General features: G+C 26.2%; 17 protein-coding genes and 1 pseudogene. 16 read left to right on the top strand and 2 right to left on the bottom strand.

Annotated features, from left to right (window positions below):
• Window positions 1-265: 265 nt before the first annotated feature.
• Window positions 266-1,445: pseudogene (locus N5A56_RS12235) on the bottom strand (acyl-CoA dehydrogenase family protein).
• Window positions 1,446-1,637: 192 nt separating this feature from the next.
• On the opposite strand from N5A56_RS12235, the gene rnpA reads away from it, so the two are divergent.
• The 10 genes from rnpA to N5A56_RS17740 all read left to right on the top strand — a co-directional run bounded on the left by rnpA (window position 1,638) and on the right by N5A56_RS17740 (window position 13,054).
• Window positions 1,638-2,030 (top strand): ribonuclease P protein component, encoded by a 393-nt coding sequence (gene rnpA / locus N5A56_RS12230; protein WP_265725701.1) that lies wholly within the window; start codon window positions 1,638-1,640, stop codon window positions 2,028-2,030.
• On the top strand, window positions 2,017-3,651 hold the full coding sequence (locus N5A56_RS12225) for a S41 family peptidase (protein ID WP_265725700.1): 1,635 nt from the start codon (window positions 2,017-2,019) through the stop codon (window positions 3,649-3,651). Before rnpA ends, N5A56_RS12225 begins: the two co-directional genes overlap by 14 nt.
• Window positions 3,652-3,678: 27 nt before the next feature.
• Window positions 3,679-5,358, top strand: coding sequence for a DUF6909 family protein (locus tag N5A56_RS12220; protein WP_265725699.1), 1,680 nt, complete (start codon window positions 3,679-3,681; stop codon window positions 5,356-5,358).
• A 34-nt stretch (window positions 5,359-5,392) separates the two neighbouring features.
• Window positions 5,393-6,430, top strand: a complete 1,038-nt coding sequence (locus N5A56_RS12215; RefSeq protein WP_265725698.1) for a hypothetical protein — start codon at window positions 5,393-5,395, stop codon at window positions 6,428-6,430.
• 3 nt (window positions 6,431-6,433) lie between these two features.
• The gene (gene rfbB / locus N5A56_RS12210) at window positions 6,434-7,441 is read left to right on the top strand and encodes a dTDP-glucose 4,6-dehydratase (protein ID WP_265725697.1); all 1,008 of its coding nucleotides are present in this window, start codon (window positions 6,434-6,436) and stop codon (window positions 7,439-7,441) included.
• The gene (gene rfbA / locus N5A56_RS12205; RefSeq protein ID WP_265725696.1) at window positions 7,441-8,298 is read left to right on the top strand and encodes a glucose-1-phosphate thymidylyltransferase RfbA; all 858 of its coding nucleotides are present in this window, start codon (window positions 7,441-7,443) and stop codon (window positions 8,296-8,298) included. The genes rfbB and rfbA overlap by 1 nt, the downstream gene beginning before the upstream one ends.
• Window positions 8,295-9,242 carry a dTDP-4-dehydrorhamnose 3,5-epimerase gene (rfbC, locus tag N5A56_RS17490; RefSeq protein WP_337994801.1) on the top strand — a complete coding sequence of 316 codons (948 nt, stop codon included), beginning with the start codon at window positions 8,295-8,297 and terminating at the stop codon, window positions 9,240-9,242. The genes rfbA and rfbC overlap by 4 nt, the downstream gene beginning before the upstream one ends.
• 126 nt (window positions 9,243-9,368) lie before the next feature.
• The gene (locus N5A56_RS12190; protein WP_274270586.1) at window positions 9,369-10,403 is read left to right on the top strand and encodes a CDP-glycerol glycerophosphotransferase family protein; all 1,035 of its coding nucleotides are present in this window, start codon (window positions 9,369-9,371) and stop codon (window positions 10,401-10,403) included.
• Window positions 10,403-11,659 carry an oligosaccharide flippase family protein gene (locus tag N5A56_RS12185; RefSeq protein ID WP_265725694.1) on the top strand — a complete coding sequence of 419 codons (1,257 nt, stop codon included), beginning with the start codon at window positions 10,403-10,405 and terminating at the stop codon, window positions 11,657-11,659. Before N5A56_RS12190 ends, N5A56_RS12185 begins: the two co-directional genes overlap by 1 nt.
• A 681-nt stretch (window positions 11,660-12,340) precedes the next feature.
• Entirely contained in the window at window positions 12,341-13,054 is a 714-nt protein-coding gene (locus tag N5A56_RS17740; protein WP_420793192.1) for an O-antigen polymerase, read from the top strand.
• A gap of 67 nt (window positions 13,055-13,121) precedes the next feature.
• On the opposite strand, the gene N5A56_RS12175 is transcribed toward N5A56_RS17740, so the two are convergent.
• Entirely contained in the window at window positions 13,122-13,379 is a 258-nt protein-coding gene (locus N5A56_RS12175) for a hypothetical protein (RefSeq protein WP_265725692.1), read from the bottom strand.
• On the opposite strand from N5A56_RS12175, the gene N5A56_RS12170 reads away from it, so the two are divergent.
• The 6 genes from N5A56_RS12170 (at window position 13,264) to N5A56_RS12145 (ending at window position 18,430) form a co-directional block, all read left to right on the top strand.
• Complete coding sequence (locus N5A56_RS12170; RefSeq protein ID WP_337994848.1) at window positions 13,264-14,115, top strand: O-antigen ligase family protein; 852 nt, start codon at window positions 13,264-13,266, stop codon at window positions 14,113-14,115. The two genes, N5A56_RS12175 and N5A56_RS12170, sit on opposite strands and share 116 nt — an antisense overlap.
• Before the next feature lie 151 nt (window positions 14,116-14,266).
• Complete coding sequence (locus N5A56_RS12165; protein ID WP_274270445.1) at window positions 14,267-14,569, top strand: hypothetical protein; 303 nt, start codon at window positions 14,267-14,269, stop codon at window positions 14,567-14,569.
• Window positions 14,551-15,354: a glycosyltransferase family 4 protein gene (locus tag N5A56_RS12160; RefSeq protein WP_274270444.1), complete on the top strand. Its 804-nt coding sequence runs from the start codon at window positions 14,551-14,553 to the stop codon at window positions 15,352-15,354. Before N5A56_RS12165 ends, N5A56_RS12160 begins: the two co-directional genes overlap by 19 nt.
• The gene (locus N5A56_RS12155) at window positions 15,341-15,889 is read left to right on the top strand and encodes a putative colanic acid biosynthesis acetyltransferase (protein WP_265725690.1); all 549 of its coding nucleotides are present in this window, start codon (window positions 15,341-15,343) and stop codon (window positions 15,887-15,889) included. Before N5A56_RS12160 ends, N5A56_RS12155 begins: the two co-directional genes overlap by 14 nt.
• Window positions 15,890-16,091: 202 nt before the next feature.
• Window positions 16,092-17,042: a glycosyltransferase gene (locus N5A56_RS12150; RefSeq protein ID WP_337994847.1), complete on the top strand. Its 951-nt coding sequence runs from the start codon at window positions 16,092-16,094 to the stop codon at window positions 17,040-17,042.
• Window positions 17,043-17,074: 32 nt separating this feature from the next.
• On the top strand, window positions 17,075-18,430 hold the full coding sequence (locus N5A56_RS12145) for an exopolysaccharide biosynthesis polyprenyl glycosylphosphotransferase (protein ID WP_265725688.1): 1,356 nt from the start codon (window positions 17,075-17,077) through the stop codon (window positions 18,428-18,430).
• Window positions 18,431-18,475: the final 45 nt, after the last annotated feature.

Genomic DNA, 18,475 nt, shown 5'->3' with positions numbered 1-18,475 from the left:
TATTTTTATTTATTCTAAATAAAAGCTTATATTTGCGCCATAAATATTAATTATGATAGTTTTTTATTCTGATATACAAATCTCTAAACCAAATACAAGTATTTCTATTTGCGATAGTATTTGTTCATCAAATTGTATAAAACCAAAAAATAAGTGTTGTAATAAGTACAAAAAAAGGGCATCAACTGTAAGAGATGCCCTAATATTTTATTGCAAAAAGCATCTTAAATTTGCTTTAGCAATAAGATGTATAAGTTTTTTATACTTATTTAAATGCATTTAAACCCGTAACATCTAATCCTGTTATAAGTAAGTGAATATCATGTGTGCCTTCATAGGTAATTACACTTTCTAGATTCATAGAATGACGCATTATAGAATATTCACCTGTAATTCCCATTCCTCCTAACATTTGTCTAGCTTCTCTTGCAATTTTAATTGCCATATCTACATTGTTACGCTTTGCCATAGAAATTTGTGCAGAAGTAGCTTTACCTTGGTTCTTTAAATTACCTAATCTCCAAGCCAATAATTGTGCTTTTGTTATTTCAGTAATCATTTCTGCCAATTTTTTCTGCTGTAGTTGAAATTGACCAATTGGTTTTCCAAATTGTTCACGTTCTTTACAATAACGCAATGCGGTATCATAACAATCCATTGCAGCACCAATAGCACCCCAAGAAATTCCATATCTCGCAGAATCTAAACAGCCTAATGGAGCTCCAAGTCCAGATTTGTTTGGTAATAAATTTTCTTTTGGCACTTTTACGTTATCAAATATAAGCTCACCAGTAGAAGAAGCTCTTAAAGACCATTTATTGTGAGTTTCTGGAGTAGAGAAACCTTCCATACCGCGTTCTACAATTAATCCATGAATTCTACCCTCTTCATTTTTTGCCCAAACAACTGCTACTTGAGCAAAAGGAGCATTAGAAATCCACATTTTTGCACCATTTAAAAGATAATGTTCTCCCATATCTTTAAATTTGGTTTCCATACCTGAAGGGTTTGAGCCATGATTAGGTCTCTGTTAAACCAAAACACCCCATCCATTCACCAGAAGCTAATTTTGGTAAATATTTTTTACGTTGTGCTTCATTACCATACGTATAAATAGGATACATTACTAAAGAAGATTGTACAGAAGCTGTAGAGCGAACTCCAGAATCTCCACGTTCAATTTCTTGCATAATTAATCCGTAAGAAATTTGATCTAAACCTGCGCCACCATATTCTTCTGGTATGTAAGGGCCAAAAGCACCAATTTCTGCTAAACCACCAATAATTTGTTTTGGAAACTCTGCTTTTTGAGCATATTCTTCAATAATAGGAGAAACATCTCTTTTTACCCAATCGCGAGCAGCTTCACGAACTAATTTGTGCTCATCCGTTAGTAAATCATCTAAATTATAATAATCAGGTGCTTGAAATAAATCTGGTTTCATAATAGTACTTATTTTTTTAATTGATAATTAAAAATCAATTATTAAATTGTATAGTTTTTAACAAATATATCAATTATTGTTTAATTTTATAACAAAAATTAAATACATAAAGATTTAATAAAAATACATAATTTTTAAAGTTCATAGTAGTAAAGCTTTAAAAAGTTATAGTTTTCATTTAAGTTTGTAAAGATGAAGTTTACTTTAGGAAAACAAGAACGATTAAAAAGTAAAAAATTAATAGAAAAGCTTTATAATGAAGGGAATTCTGTTAAAGCTTTTCCGTTTAGAATGGTTTATTTGCAAACAGTACATACGTCTAATTTTCCTGCACAAGTAGGGGTTTCTGTTGGTAAAAGAAATTTTAAAAGAGCGCCAGATAGGAATCGGTTAAAAAGATTAATGCGAGAAACGTATCGTTTGCAAAAAAATATTATATACGACGCTATAGAAAAACCCTATATTTTTATGATTTCGTATATTGGGAAAGAAGAGAAATCTTACGAGGAACTTTCTTTAAAAATGAATAAACTTTTACATCTATTTATAGACGAGGTAAATACAAATGAAAATGAAGCACTTTAAAATACAAAAGAAAACGGTTGTAATTTTTTTAATTGGAACGATTTTTTTATCGTTTTCATTCAAATCTAAATTTTTTGAAGTAGCTAAACAAATTGAAATTTACAATACACTTTTTAAGGAATTAAATATGTATTATGTAGATGAAATAAATCCGGCTGAATTTACAAACAAAGCAATAAAAAATACTTTAAAAGATTTAGATCCTTATACTAATTTTTATAACGAACAAGCTGTTGAAGATGCAAAAATAAGAAGAGAAGGAGAGTATTCTGGTATTGGAACTGCGGTTTATTATACCAAAAGAGGAATACAGATTCGCGAAATTTACAAAGGTTTTTCTGGAGATAAAGCTGGTTTAAAGGCTGGAGATATTATTATATCTGTTAATGGTCAACCGTTAAAAAATATGGAAAGAGAGCAACTTTCTATGTTTTTGAAAGGAGCACCAAATAGTACAATATCTGTTGAGGTAGAACGACAAGGAAATATTATTACAAAACAATTAACAAGGGAGAAAGTAGTAGTAAATCCTGTTCCTTTTTATGAAATGATTGATGAGGAAACTGGTTATATAACATTAACACGTTTTAATAATAAAGCCTCATCCGAAGTAAAAAAAGCATTTAGAGCTTTAAAGAAAAAAGGGATGAAAAAACTAGTTTTCGATTTAAGATACAATCCCGGAGGTTCTCTTTTAGAAGCTATAAATATTTCTAATTTCTTTGTACCTAAAGGTAAAGTAATAGTAACTACGAAAGCAAAAATTAAAAAATGGAGTAATACTTATAAAGGTACAAATGATCCTTTAGATTTAGAAATTCCTATTGTTGTGTTAGTTAACGGCCGTTCGGCATCTGCATCAGAGATTGTAAGTGGATCTTTACAAGATTATGATAGAGCTGTAATTATGGGAGAGCGTTCTTTTGGAAAAGGATTAGTGCAACGCTATAGAACATTAACTTATGGCACACAATTAAAGTTAACGATATCTAAATATTATACTCCAAGTGGTAGATGTATTCAGGAACTAGATTATACAAATAGAGATGCAAAAACAGGTAAGGTTCCAAAGTTTTCTGATAAAGGTATTAATACGTTTAAAACAGAAAACGGAAGAATAGTTTTTGATGGAGGAGGAGTTACACCAGATGTAAAAATAAAAGTATCTAAAAGAACAGAAGCAACTAAGACGTTACTGCAATCTAAAGCAATTTTTAATTTTGCAACAGATTATTCTTACAAGAATTCGAAATTAGAAAACGCAGAAGACTATCATTTTTCTGCTAAAGATTTTAATGATTTTATAAACTATTTAAAAGTTGATACAACTTTTGTTACCGAACAAGAAAAGTTGTTTAAAAAGGCTTATTTATCATCAAAAAACAATAACATTTCTGAAGAATATAAAGAAATTAAAGAAAAATTAATTGAAGTTAAAATAAAGGATGTTTCTAAAAACAAAGACATTTTAAAAATATTATTAGAAGAAGAGATTTTAGAAAAATTCTATTACAAAGAAGGTGTTTATAAGCATCATTTAAAAAATGATAAAACCATTTATGAAGCTGTTAACTTGCTTAAAAATGAAAGTAAATACAAGCAAATTTTATCGGGTAAATAATTTTACCTTTACATTTTAAAATTACAAATGTCACAAATTAAAAATATAGAAAGAACAAGAGCACAAGAGTCTACAAATGCCATAGAAAAATTATATATTTCTATGCGTCATTTATTTAGTAGAGGTTTTTACAAACCAATGGGAGTTTCAGGAGAAACTTTACGTAAATCTTTGTTGCTTTTAAGACCAGAAATTTATGGTTCTATTGCAGAAGATAGAACAGAGTTAGACGGTTTAGTGTATGTTATTGAAAGGCTACCAGAAGGTATAGAAGAATGTCAGTTTATAAATTTAACTGCAGATGAAGGGTATAAAAACTCACATTTTAAAGCTATTATTCCACCAAAAAGAAGGAGAAATTGTTATCGGATAGATAAGGATCAAATGAATATAGAGATTACAAGAGGAAGGTCTGAAATTTATGATATTTTAACGCATTTAACCTTTTTATTTGTAGAATCTCATAAAATTCAAGAACGTGTTTCTTTAAATGATGGAGAAGATTTTACTAGAGAATGGTTAAATTTAGAAGATGTTGTTTTAAATAAGAAAGTAATTTCTGATAAGGACAAAGAAGTTTTAATTGTTCATTTAGGGAATATTTTAGGCAGAACTTATAATGAGGTTTCTGAAATTTATAAAGTTTTTAGCTCAAAAGAAAATCCTCATAAATTTTTCAATTTAATTTATTGGTTAGGTAGACTAGCAATAAATGAAGTTTTTGAAAATAAGAAAAGAACAGTAACTTTTAGTACTGTTTTAATTGAAGAAATTGGACATCATATTTATGGTGATATTTGGGCAAATAATATTAAGTCAATTTTAAATGATAACGATCTTTTAAAAAGACCAATTCATATTATAAGTGCAAATATGCATAGTGTTTTAAATTCGATATACGCAAAGGGAGCTTTGCCAGAAGAAACTAAAAAGTATGCTGGGTTTGAGTTATATCAATTATTAAGTAATGCAGATAGCAAACCATTACAGAAAAAAGTAAAAGATTATGCATCAGAAAATGGGTTGATTTACGTAAAAGATACTTCTGGTACGAATATTAATGTACAAATAATTGACACTAATAAAATAAATTTTGATGTTTCACCGTTTAAGAGAGAAAATTCTCTAGAAGAAAACGCTGTTATTATTGTAATGGATTATGCTTTTGGTGAGCAAGCTTTTGAAACGATGGATGAGTTGTTAAAACCATACGGAGATAAGAAAGATGAAATTCACTTAGACGTAAAGTCTGTTTCTATAATGGGAAAAGCAGGTATTTTAGAAGGAGGAAAAGGAGATATTATGATTCCTAATGCTCATATTTTTGAAGGAACTGCGGATAATTATCCGTTTAAAAACGAACTATCTAAAGAAGATTTAGATGGTTTTGGAGTAAAATCTTTTGATGGATCTATGGTTTCTGTTTTAGGTACGTCTTTACAAAATAAAGATTTATTAAAGTTTTTTCATGATTCTACTTGGAATGTAATAGGTCTTGAGATGGAAGGTGCACATTATCAAAAAGCAATACAATCTGCCTCAAGAATTAGGGGTAATATTTCTGAAAATGTAAAAGTAAGATATGCATATTATGCTTCTGATAATCCTTTAGAAACAGGTGCAACTTTAGCTTCTGGTGGTTTAGGTATGACAGGTGTAACACCAACATACGCTATTACTCAAAGAATATTAGAGCAAATTTTTTAATTAACAGACTGATTTTTTTAACCAAACTAAAATAATGTCAACAAATCAAAAAAATAACGAAGAAGAAGTAGATTTAGGTTCTTTGTTTGTAATTATAGGAAAAGGATTTTCTAATTTTTTCCATTTTATTGGATCTATTTTTAAAGGGTTGTTCCATTTTATCATTTCCATTTTATTATTCTTAAAAGAAAATTTTTTAAAAATTGTTGGTACTGGTATTATTGGTTTAATCGCTGGTATATTTTTAGAAATTAATTCATCTTCAAAATATGGTTCTGATCTGTTAGTAGAGCCAAATTTTAAAAGTGCTAGGCAGCTATATGATAATGTAAATTATTATAATGATTTAGTAAAACAGAAAGACATTATTGCTTTACAAACTATTTTTAGTTTAGATGAAGAATCGGCAGCTTCTTTAAAGAAGTTTACTATAGAACCTTTAGTTATAGATAGTGATAAGATTAATGCTTATAACGAATTGATTTTATCAATAGATACTTTAGCTATTAAAAGTTATGAGTATGATGTTTTTAAAACCTCATTTACAGAGTACGATTACAAAGTTCATAAGATTACGGTTATTGCAGAAAAGAACAATGTTTTTGATAAGTTAGATGATGTAATTATTTCATCAGTGGTTAATAATACTTATTTTAAAAGAATTAAAGAATTAACAAACGAAAATTTAAATAGAACAGATTCTTTATATCGACAAAATTTAATTCAAATAGATTCTTTAAGAAGAGTTTATATGAAAGTAATGCTAGAAGAAGCTAAAAAATCTAATACTGGTACAAGTATAGATTTAGGAGATAAAAAGAAAGGGACTAATGAGATGGCTCTTTTTGAAACTAGTAGAAGATTAAATTATGACTTAAAGAGTTTAGCAGCAGAAAAATCTACTAATTTTAAAATTATTAATGTTATTTCTAGTTTTCAATCTGTAGGTTATGAGATAAAAGGGATTACTAAAAATAAAGCTTTTTTATTAGGGATTGTTGGATCGGTTTTAATGATTGTTTTCTTACTTCTTATGAAATTAAATAAGTTTTTAGAAAACTATAAAAAATAAAACATGCATACAGTTCTTATAACTGGAGGAGCAGGTTTTATTGGCTCAAACTTTATTTCATATTATTTAGAGAATAATAAAAAAGTACATGTAGTAAACCTAGATTTATTAACGTATGCTGGTGATTTAGGTAATTTAAAAGATGCTGAAAACAACCCAAGATATACGTTTGTAAAGGGAGATATTTGTAAAAGAAGTTTAATAGAAAAACTTTTTAAACAGTATAACTTTTCTGGTGTTATACATTTTGCAGCAGAATCTCATGTAGATAATTCAATTAAAAATCCGGATGCTTTTGTTAAAACGAATGTTTTTGGAACTTTTAATTTATTAGACGCCGCTAAAAATTATTGGCTTGATGATTCAAATCAATATAAAGCAGCGTTTAAAAATGCAAGATTTCATCATATTTCTACAGACGAGGTTTACGGTTCTTTAGGAGAAACAGGGTTGTTTACAGAAAAAACATCTTATGCTCCAAACAGTCCTTACAGTGCATCAAAAGCATCATCAGACTTTTTAGTACGAAGTTATTTTCATACTTATGGTTTAAATGTTGTAACTACAAACTGTTCTAATAATTATGGTCCTAAACAGCATAACGAGAAGCTAATACCAACTATTATTAGAAAAGCAATTGAAGGAGAAAATATTCCCATTTATGGTGATGGTAAAAATATTAGAGATTGGTTATTTGTAATGGATCATTGTAAAGGAATTGAGCTAGCTTATAAAAACGGAAAAGCCGGTGAAACTTACAATATTGGCGGTAAAAACGAATATAATAATTTGTATATTGCTACTAAGATTTGTGAAATATTAGATGATATTCTGCCCAAAAATTACTCTTACAAAAAACAAATAACATTTGTAGAAGATAGATTAGGACATGATTTTAGATATGCTATAGATGCATCAAAAATTGAAAAAGAATTAGAATGGAATGCTAAAGAAAGCTTTGATTCGGGTTTAACAAAAACCATAAATTGGTATTTAGAAAAATATAAGTAATGAAAGGAATAGTTTTAGCTGGAGGTTCTGGAACAAGGTTACATCCACTTACTTTATCTGTAAGTAAGCAATTAATGCCTATATATGATAAACCGATGATTTACTATCCGTTATCAACCTTAATTTCAGCTGGAATAAGTGATATTTTAATTATTTCAACTCCACAAGATTTACCTCTTTTTAAAAAGTTATTAGGAAATGGAAATAAAATTGGTTGTAATTTTCAATATGAAGTTCAAGAAAACCCTAATGGTTTAGCAGAAGCATTTTTAATTGCTGAAGATTTTATAGGAGATGATAAAGTAGCACTTATTTTAGGAGACAATATTTTTTATGGCGCAGGTTTGTCTCTCTTATTAAGAGAAAACACGAACTTAGAAGGCGGAATTGTATATGCATATCATGTAAATGACCCAGAAAGATATGGTGTTGTAGAGTTTGATGCGCAACACAACGCAATCTCAATTGAAGAAAAACCTAAAAAACCAAAATCTAATTTTGCAGTTCCTGGAATTTATTTTTATGATAATTCTGTGATAACAAAAGCAAAGAAGTTAGTGCCAAGTAAGAGAGGAGAATTAGAAATTACAGATATTAATAAAGTGTTTTTAAAAGAAGGTAATCTTTCTGTTAGAATACTAGATAGAGGTACTGCTTGGTTAGATACTGGTACTTTTAAATCGTTAATGCAAGCAAGTAATTTTGTTGAGGTTATTGAGGAAAGACAGGGTTTAAAAGTAGGCTCTATAGAAGAAGCAGCTTTTGCTAGTGGTTTTATAAATAAAAAACAATTACAAGAATTAGCAGAACCCTTGTTAAAAAGTGGTTATGGTAAAAATTTATTAGATATTAAATGATTGTAAAAGAAACACATTTAAAAGATTGTTTTGTAATAGAACCAACCTTTTTTAAAGATAATAGAGGTTGTTTTTTATTAGAGTATAATAAAAACGAATTTAAAGAAAAAACAGGATTAGATGTTGATTTTGTTTTAGGAAATCAATCTACATCACAATTTGGTGTTTTAAGAGGCTTGCATTTACAAAGGGGAGAGTTTGCACAAGCAAAATTAGTTAGAGTTGTAAAGGGTAAAATTTTAGATGTTACTGTAGATGTTAGAAAAAATTCTCCTACTTATGGGCAACATTTTTCTTGTATTTTATCAGAAGAAAATAACAAACAATTATTTGTTCCTCGAGGATTCTTACATGGTTTTTCTGTGTTAGAAAATAACACAGTTGTATCTTATAAATGTGATAATTATTACAATGTAGATTCTGAACAAGGTGTTTTGTATAATGATCCACAACTAAATATTGATTGGAAGTTAAAAGAAGAAGAAATTATATTGTCTGAAAAAGATAAAGGATTAAAAACTTTTAAAGAGTTTTCTAAGAATGTAGAAAATGATAATAAAACAGTTTTAACTTATGGAACTTTTGATTTACTTCATTACGGACATATAGAAATTCTTAAAAGAGCTAGTAGACTTGGTAAAAGGTTAGTTGTTGGTTTATCTACAGATGAGTTTAACTTAGTTAAGGGTAAAGAATGTAAGATTTCTTATAAAAATAGGAAAGAATTATTAGAGTCTATAGCCTTTGTAGATGAGGTTATCCCAGAATCTAATTGGGATCAAAAAGTTTTAGATGTTAAAAATCATAATGCAGATATTTTTGTTATGGGAAATGATTGGGAAGGTAAATTTGATGATTTAAAAGAATTTTGCGAAGTTATATACTTACCTAGAACAATTGATATTTCTACAACAAAATTAAAAGTAGCTATGAATAATAAATAATAATAATTTGATATTAAAACTACTAATAAAAATTATTAGGTTATTTATTAAGCCACAAAAGAATACGCTGTTATTTCATAGTTTTCCAGATTTTTCAGATAATAGTTTTTCTTTTTTTGTTATGTAATAAATAATCATCCAGAATATCAAAACATTTGGGTAATAAATGATGATGATAAAGAGAGGTTTTATAAATTAATATCAAATTATACTACTTCTAAAAATTTTAAAATTTACAAAAAGAAATCATTATTAGGATTGTATTATTTTTCGAAATCTAAGTATATCTTTCATACACATGGTATTTTTAATAATATCTCTTTATCAAAAAAACAAGTAAATGTAAATCTTTGGCATGGTATGCCTTTAAAAAATATTGGTCATTTAGATAACAACAAGAGAGTTCCAGAATCGAATTATGTAATTTCAACATCAAAATTGTTTCAAGAAATTATGAGTAAAGCTTTCGATTTAGATCTGGAGAATGTTATAAATTCTGGTCAACCTAGAAACGATTTCATTTTTTCTAATAAATTTAGTTTATTAGATCTAATAAACAAACAGAAAAAAGATTTTGAAAAAGTAATTTTATGGATGCCAACTTATAGAAAGTCTATAGTAGGAGATGTTAGAGTTGATGGCGAATTAGGTGATTCGAATAATTTCCTTGAAAAAGAACAACTATCAAAATTAAATACTTTTTTTGAATCTATTAATTCTATATGTTTTGTAAAGTTGCATCCTATGGATTTTATGAAAGTTAAAGATTTTAATCAATATTCAAATTTGTGTTTTTTAGAAAATAGTATTTTTGAAGAAAAAGGAATCTCATTATATTCAGTGTTAAATCAAACGGATTTATTGTTAACAGACTTTTCGTCAATTTATATAGATTATTTATTATTAGACAAACCAATAGCGTTTCTAGTATCAGATTTTGACCAATATAAAAACTCAAGAGGATTTGTATTTGATAAACCTATAGATTTTATGCCTGGAGAGATAATTATACAACAAGAAGATTTAATTCCGTTTTTAGAGAAAACGTTTATTGATAAACAAGATTTATACAAAGAAAAAAGAAAGAAAATTACAGAGGTTTTTCACGAATCAAAAAATAATTTTTCCCAAAACGTTTTTAATACAATTATAAAAAAGTAATGCTTAAAAACATTAATTCAAATACTCAAATAATACTTAAAAACTTCTCCTATTTAACTTTGATGAAGTTTTTTAATATTGGTATTAAAGTAATTTTAGCAGCTTATTTAATTAGGGTTTTAGGAAACGAAAAATATGGCTTAGTCACTTGGTTAGATTCTGTAATTCAGTATTTTTTAATGATTGTTAACTTCGGTTTTAATATTTATGCAGCTAAGTATATTGTAGAAAACAAGGAAAACACACTTAAAATTAATGAAATTGTTTCATCAATATTTATTATTAAAGGATTGTTATTCATTTTTTCTATAATTTGTATTCTTATTTTAGGAAATTTTGAAACATTTCTGGCTTACAAGCAACTACTTTTATTATTTATGTTTTGCGGTATTGGAGAGGTGCTTTTTCCTGTTTGGTTTTTTCAAGGTGTAGAAAACTTAAAACCCGCAACTATTATTGTTTTTCTTACAAGGCTTTTTCTGTTAATAGGTACCATTATTTTTGTAACAACTGAACAGAACCTAATAGCATACATTTCTTTGTTTGTGATTTCCTCAGTATTAATGGGAGTTTTCGGTGTTTTTTATCTTTTTAAATATTATAAGATAAAATTTACATTATTATCAATTAAAAAACTTAAAATGTATTTTACAGAATCGTTGCCTTTTTTTATTGGTAGATTCTTATCTTTAGTATTTAATTTTGGAACAATATTTTTTATTGGCGAATTTTGCCTTTTTGAACAAGTTACAGGTTTTGATACAAGTTTAAAAGTTATCATGTTAGGTGTTATTCCGTTCGAGATGTTGCAACAAGCAGTTTTTCCAACAATATCTAGAACAAAAAATAAAAAACTATTACAAAAATTGGTCTATTTGTCTTTGATAATAGGCTCAATAATAGGTTTTATAATATATCTAATGGCAGATTATTTTATGATTTGGTTTGGTGGTGAAGAAATGCTTCAATTTTCTCCCACTTTAAAATTATTAACGATACTTTGCCCTTTTGTAGCATTAACGTTTATTTTAGGAACCTGTTCGTTAGTAGCATTTGGGTATTTTAAAGAATATAATTTTTCATTAATTTTTACTTCAGTCGTTTATATTTTAGTTTTAGTAATTTTATATTTTACAGATACTATAAACTTTTGGAATTTAATTTATTTAAGAATTTTTGGAGATGTTTTAATGGCGTTTATAAGACTATATTATTCATTTAAAAGAAAAACATTAGTTATACATAAATTAAGCTAATTTGAAAAATTTTGTTTTTTTATTGTTTTTTATAGTCACAGGAATTCAGTTTTTTTTGGTTGATATTAATCTATTTGTGCTTTCTTTTTTCTTTTTAAACTATTTAGTTTTAATGGTAATTATGTATTATCATTTTTTTTAGAAAAAGAATTTTCTCCATTTATATCAGCATTTTTAATATTTAATATTTTATTTTTTATAATTGCTCCTTTAGCGCAAATTTCTAAGATAGATCCGCAGCTACAAATACATGTAAATAATTTACCATATAATTGGCAAAAAACGATAACAGCAAATCTTTATATCTTAATTTTTAATGTTGTCTTTTTTATAAGTTATCTTGTTTTTAAAAAAAGAAATAAGTTTGTAAAACCTTATCAAATAAGAAAAGAAATTCCGTTTGATATCTTAGTAATACTTCTACTTTCTATTATAATTTTAATTTTTAATTTAGATTACATACAGCAAAAACTATCTACACCAACTTGGAAACTTCAGTTAGATAGTGCAAAATCAATTAAAATTGTTATTTCTAAGGTTTTGTTTTCTGTACCACTAGCAGGTATAGCATTGTGTATAATGTATTTTAAGAAAAAGGGTAAGAAATCTATAAACTTAATAGTTGTAGTTTCTACGCTTCTAATTTTCTTATTATTAATTGTGGTTTTTAAAAATCCATTTATGGAAAAAAGATCTGGATTAGGACCTATTTATTTTTGTATTTTGTTTCTTTTTTGGCCTAAGTTATTTAATACTAACATTAAAACTACATTAATTTTATATTTTAGTCTCATATTATTAATGCCAATATTGTCTGTATTTACGCATGTAAACGCTTCGTTTTCCGAAGTGATTTCTAACCCTAAATTAATTACAGAATCTATAAATGAAGATGTTTTACTAAGTAATTTTAATACTATTAATTTTGATGCGTATGCTAATTTTTTGGCAACTATAGAAAATGTTTCAGATTATGGATTTAGTTTTGGAGAACAATTAACAAGTGCAATTTTCTTTTTTGTACCAAGATCTGTTTGGGAGGCTAAACCAATTACATCGGGTCAGTATATTGGTAATTATTTAATTGATAAGCATGATTTTTGGTTTAATAATATATCAAATCCATTTATTTCTGAAGGATATTTAAATTTTGGAGTTTTTGGTGTTATTTTATTCGCTTTTATTTTTGCTTACTTTTTTACAAAAGCATTACAATTATTAAAATCTGATGATTACTTAAAAAAAACACTTGCTTTTTTTATTGCAATTCATATGGTTTATTTTTTAAGAGGAGATTTTACAAATGGTTTTTCTCAATTAATTTTAGTTTCTTTTGGAATTTATGTAATACCAAAAGTAATATTTTACCTCTATAAAGGAATAAAACTATGGTAACTTTTAAAACATTAACTTTTAAAAGATTTACAGAAATTGTTTTTTTAAATCTTTTTTTATTTCCAATTTATCCAGATAATGTAAAACCTACATTTGTTGTATTGTTTTTTATTACAGCAATATATACCCTAATAAAAAAGAGAAGTTGTGTATTTAATTCTGCAATAAAATTTAAAAACCTTTTAGTAATTAATACATCGGTTTTTCTAATGTTAGTAGTAAGTTTATTGTACTCAAACAATACATCTTTTGGCTTAAAATATATTTTTAGATCTTTGCCTTTATTTTTATTTCCAATAGCTTTTTTTGTTTTAAGGGAAAGCAAAACTATCTTTTCTGTAAAATTATTTTTAAAAGCAAAATTGTATTTTTATATAAGTACCCTTATCTTGTTTGTAGTAGTTTTTTTTATCTTTTACTTTAGAGGCTTTGTAACAGAAAATTATTTTCTTAATTACAGTTACAGAATTATTGGGCAATTAGGTAGGTACTCAATGCATCCAATTTATGCTTCGTTAATTACTTCTATTTCAATTATTTTTTCGATAAGTCTATTTAAAATAAAAAAGTACAAGTTGTTAATAATTATAGGAAACATTCTTTTAGTTTTAAATTTAATTTTACTTTCAAGAAAAAGTGCAATTATAATTATGAGCGTTCTTTTTTTTGTTTTTATTATTTTTAATAAAGCAATCAAAATTAAAGTAAAAACATTCTTTGTTTTTTTAGTTTTATTGTTGTTTTTTATTACAATCAAATTTATACCAGATATATCAAATAGGTTTAATGATTTTTCGGTTTTATTTGATAACACCAAAGCTTCATCTACTAATTTAAGAATAAACTTAATAAATACTACTCTGAATGCTATTAATGAAAAACCTTTGTTTGGTTATGGAATTGGAGATACTAAAGATGTTTTAAGCGCTTTAGAAGACAAAAATTCTTTTTTTAAAGGCAAGTATTACAATACTCATAATCAGTTTTTAAATACCACTTTAGCAACAGGTATTATTGGCTTGTTGTTATTTATTTTTTTCTACTCAAAAATTTACAATTAATAGTTTTTAGAAGTTTCGAACAATTATCTATTGTATTATTATTTATAGCATTAATGTTTATTGAAAATATTTTAGATAGACAAAACGGAATTATCTATTTTTCAATTTTTATAAATTATTTCTCTTTTTATAACAAAATAAATAAAGTAGAATGAAAAAAGTATTAACAATTGGGCCATTTCCAAAACCGATATCTGGTGTTTCTCTAGCAAACAAAGTTGTAAAAGAAGTTTTAGATACTTCTGCAGATTTTAAGTCGGATTTTATAAATACTTCTTACACAGTTTTTGAAGATGCAGTGGGTAGCTTTTCATTTAAAAAACTAATTTTCTTTTTAAAAATGAATTTTAGTGTTTTTAAAGTTTTTAAAAATGATGTTATTTATATAACACCAGGTCAAACTTTTTTGGAATTACAAAATATAGTTTATTTATTTTGCTTTCTTCAATTTTAAAAAAAGAATTAATCATTCATGTTCATGGTAATTTTTTAGGAGCACAATACCAACAATTAATAGGTTTTAAAAAGAAATTATTCTTTTTTTTAGTTTCCAAATTCACAAAAGGAATTGTATTGTCTGATTCTTTAAAACAAAATTTGACTCCTTTTTTAGACGAGAAAAACATATATGTATTATATAATTTTGCTCAAAATTATTTAATTGATAATAAGTTAAAAGTTGATAATAGTATTTTAAAAATATCATATTTAAGTAATCTAATGGAAGAAAAAGGAATTTTTCAACTTTTAGATTCTTTAAAAGACTTAGAAAATAAAAAAATAAACTATAAAGCTAAAATTGCAGGTAATATAGACGCTAGTTTAAAAGATGATATTCTATACAAAATTGATAAACTTAAAAACACAAGTTATGTTGGTGTTGTTTATAATGATGATAAGAAACAATTACTAAATTGGAGTAATGTTTTTGTTTTGCCTACTTTTTATAAAATGGAAGGACAACCAATTTCTATTTTAGAAGCATTAGCCACTAAAAACGTAATAATTTCTACTAACCATGCAGGAATTATCGATATCATAGAAAATAATAAAAATGGTTTTTTAGTAGATAAACAGAACTCAGAAAGTATTACTAATAAATTTGTTTTCTTAAATGATAATAAATCCAAGATTTTAGAAATAAGTAATTACAATAAAATGTATTTTGCAGAGAACTTTACTATTACTACTTTTAGTGAACAGTTATTAAAAATCTTAAAATCAAATGCAAAAACTTAACACATCTAAGATTCCTGAAAATTTTAGAGGAAGAAATGCTTTTGTAGTTCAGCTTTGGTGGCTTGTTCAATCTATACTTTTTAAAAATTCGCCACAGTTTATGTATGCATTTAGACGCTTTTTATTACGTTTATTTGGAGCTAAAATTGGTAAAGATGTAATTATTAGACCATCTGTAAAAACTACATATCCTTGGAAAGTTTCTATCGGCGATTATTCTTGGATTGGTGATGATGTAGATTTATATTCATTAGGTGAAATAGAAATTGGTAAAAATGTTGTTATCTCTCAAAAATCTTATTTATGCACAGGTTCTCATGATTATTTAAAGTCTAATTTCCCTATTTTTGCAAAAAAAATTACCATTAAAGACGAATGTTGGTTGGCTACAGATGTTTTTGTTGCGCCAGGTATTACAATAGAACATGGTACAGTTGTAGGTTCTAGAAGTAGTGTTTATAAAAACTTACCTTCAAATAAAGTTTGTATTGGTAATCCGGCAAAAATAATTAGAGAAAGAATACGTGAGTCATAAACAAAACATATTAATAATATCTCCTTTTTTTTCCTGAACCTATATCAACAGGAAAGTTTAATACAGATTTTGCTCTAGCTTTAAAAAATAACGGACATAATGTAACGATGTTATGTTATCATCCTTTTTATCCTGAATGGAAAATAAAAGAAAGCAAGGAGCAATTAAATGGAATTAAAATAATTAGAGGAGGAAAGTATTTATTTTTTTCAAAAAAACGATTGTTAGAAGACTAGTTTTAGAACTTAGTTTTGTTTTTTTTATTCTAAGCAAAATTAGAAAGCACCAAAAGAATAAGGATATTATAATGCCTATTTTTCCACCAAGTTTTGCCTTCTTATCAATTTTACCATTCTTAAATCGTAATCTTAAAAAAGTTGGTATGGTACACGATTTACAAGAGGTATATTCTATTGGTAAAAAGGGCATTGTGAATAAAGTAGTTCGTTATTTTATTCATGAAATTGAAGAAAAATGTTATAACAGCTGTAATAGATTAATTTTTCTTTCTAAAGAAATGAAAGATCAGGCGAAAGAGTTATACGGGTTAGCGGAAAATAAATTGGAAGTTCAATATCCGTTTATAACCGTAAAGGGTAATATTACAAATGATTTAGGCCACATTTTTGATAAAAATAAAAAACATGTTGTGTATTCAGGTGCTTTAGGAGAAAAGCAAAGCCCAGAAAAATTATTAAATTTCTTTCAAGAAGCTTCTTTAGAAATAGAGAACGTTATGTTTCATGTTTTTTCTAAGGGAGAAGAGTTTAATAAACTAGTAGAATTAAACAAGAACGTTAATATTCGTTTTCACGATTTAGTTAAAAAAGAAAATTTAGAAGAATTATATCAAAAAAGTGATATTCAAATAGTACCACAAAAAGAAGGAACTTCTAAAGGATCATTGCCTTCTAAGTTGCCTAATTTATTAGCTTCTAATTGTAAAATATTTTTAATTACAGATTTAAATAGCGAACTTCAAAAACTATTTAATAACAATAATTTACACCATGTAGTTACAACATGGGAAACAGATGAGTTAATTAGAGCCTTGAAAGCTCTTTTAGAAAAATCGATTGATTTTAAGCATCAAAAAGTTATTGCAAAAAAGTTTTTTACAATTGATAAAATGATAGAGAAAGTTTTACGTTAAAACAATATATTTGTTTTAATAAACCACCAAACTTGAAAAAAAGATACTCTTATTTAATAAGACCATTGCAATTAATAATCGATATATTTTTAATTAACGCAATAGTTTACTTCATATATGATAAAGAATATCTAAACTTTTATTTTTTATCTTATATCTCATTTTTTTGGTTAATTACTTCCTATTTTTTAGGGTTTTATAAAGTGTATAGATATACTAGAACATTAAGGTTATATACTCTTTTAGCAAAACAATTTTTAATTTTTATTTTAGGTTATTTTGCTTATTTCGGCATATTTAGAGAAGGAGATATTGTTAACAATCAGTTTCTAATTTTAAGTTCTATTTTTTTAAGTATTACTTTTTTTAAGTTCCTGTGGTTTTTTCTATTAAAAAAATATAGATCTTTTGGTAAAAACTTTAGAACAACGATTGTTGTTGGTTTTGATGACTCTTCTAAAAATATTATTAAATTATTTAAAAGCAAATCTAACTTAGGGTATAAGTATTTGGGTTTCTTTTCTAATAAAATTTATAAGAATAAGGATTATTTGGGTAATATAGAAAGTGTGTTTGAATTTGTTTCTCTAAATAATGTTGATGAAATTTATTGTTCATTAACACAATTAACAGCAAATCAGATCAAGGAAATAAATAAATTTGCAATAGAAAAAAATATTTTCTTAAAATTAATTCCTAATTCAAATGAGTTATATAGTAAAAACCAGAGTGTAGAATTTTACGACGATACTTTAATGGTTTTAAATGTAAATAAACTCCCTTTTGAATTTGCAGAAAATTTTTACGTAAAAAGAATTTTTGATATTTTTTTCTCACTTTTTGTCTGTATCTTTTTACTTTCTTGGTTAATACCTATTCTATGGGTATTGGTTAAGTTAGAATCTAAAGGGCCTTTAATTTTTAAACAAGAGAGAGAGGGTATAAATGGTAGTGAATTTGTTTGTTATAAATTTAGATCTATGAAAATAAATGATTTGTCTAATAAAGTGCATGCTACTAAAAACGATACAAGAGTAACAAAATTAGGTGCTTTTTTAAGAAAGACAAGCATGGATGAATTGCCACAGTTTTTTAATGTACTTCTTGGAGATATGAGTGTAGTTGGTCCAAGACCTCACCTAGAAAGTTTGTCTTTGGAGTATCAAAAAGACGTAGATGATTATTTAAAAAGACATATAGTTAAGCCTGGGATTACTGGTTTAGCTCAAATTAGTGGTTATAGAGGAGAAATTAAAACTAAGGCAGACATAAAAAACAGAGTCAGGTTAGATATTTTTTATATAGAAAATTGGTCTTTTTTGTTAGATCTTAAAATTATAATTAGAACTGTCTTGAATGTTTTTCAGGGAGAAGAAAAAGCCTACTAATTATGATTACTGCTTCGATAGTTTTGTATAATGAAAGGTATGATA

It is taken from the genome of Polaribacter ponticola (assembly GCF_026191475.2).
GTDB lineage: Bacteria > Bacteroidota > Bacteroidia > Flavobacteriales > Flavobacteriaceae > Polaribacter > Polaribacter ponticola.
This window is presented reverse-complemented; position numbering and strand designations above follow the sequence as displayed.

Bases quoted from the DNA above. Each gene is read 5' to 3' on its own strand.
- rfbB (WP_265725697.1), top strand. From the start codon at position 6,434: ATGCATACAGTTCTTATAACTGGAGGAGCAGGTTTTATTGGCTCAAAC.
- N5A56_RS12170 (WP_337994848.1), top strand. From the start codon at position 13,264: ATGTTAGTAGTAAGTTTATTGTACTCAAACAATACATCTTTTGGCTTA.
- rfbC (WP_337994801.1), top strand. From the start codon at position 8,295: ATGATTGTAAAAGAAACACATTTAAAAGATTGTTTTGTAATAGAACCA.
- N5A56_RS12220 (WP_265725699.1), top strand. From the start codon at position 3,679: ATGTCACAAATTAAAAATATAGAAAGAACAAGAGCACAAGAGTCTACA.
- rnpA (WP_265725701.1), top strand. From the start codon at position 1,638: ATGAAGTTTACTTTAGGAAAACAAGAACGATTAAAAAGTAAAAAATTA.
- N5A56_RS12155 (WP_265725690.1), top strand. From the start codon at position 15,341: ATGCAAAAACTTAACACATCTAAGATTCCTGAAAATTTTAGAGGAAGA.
- N5A56_RS12165 (WP_274270445.1), top strand. From the start codon at position 14,267: ATGAAAAAAGTATTAACAATTGGGCCATTTCCAAAACCGATATCTGGT.
- N5A56_RS12225 (WP_265725700.1), top strand. From the start codon at position 2,017: ATGAAGCACTTTAAAATACAAAAGAAAACGGTTGTAATTTTTTTAATT.
- N5A56_RS12185 (WP_265725694.1), top strand. From the start codon at position 10,403: ATGCTTAAAAACATTAATTCAAATACTCAAATAATACTTAAAAACTTC.
- N5A56_RS17740 (WP_420793192.1), top strand. From the start codon at position 12,341: ATGGAAAAAAGATCTGGATTAGGACCTATTTATTTTTGTATTTTGTTT.
- rfbA (WP_265725696.1), top strand. From the start codon at position 7,441: ATGAAAGGAATAGTTTTAGCTGGAGGTTCTGGAACAAGGTTACATCCA.
- N5A56_RS12215 (WP_265725698.1), top strand. From the start codon at position 5,393: ATGTCAACAAATCAAAAAAATAACGAAGAAGAAGTAGATTTAGGTTCT.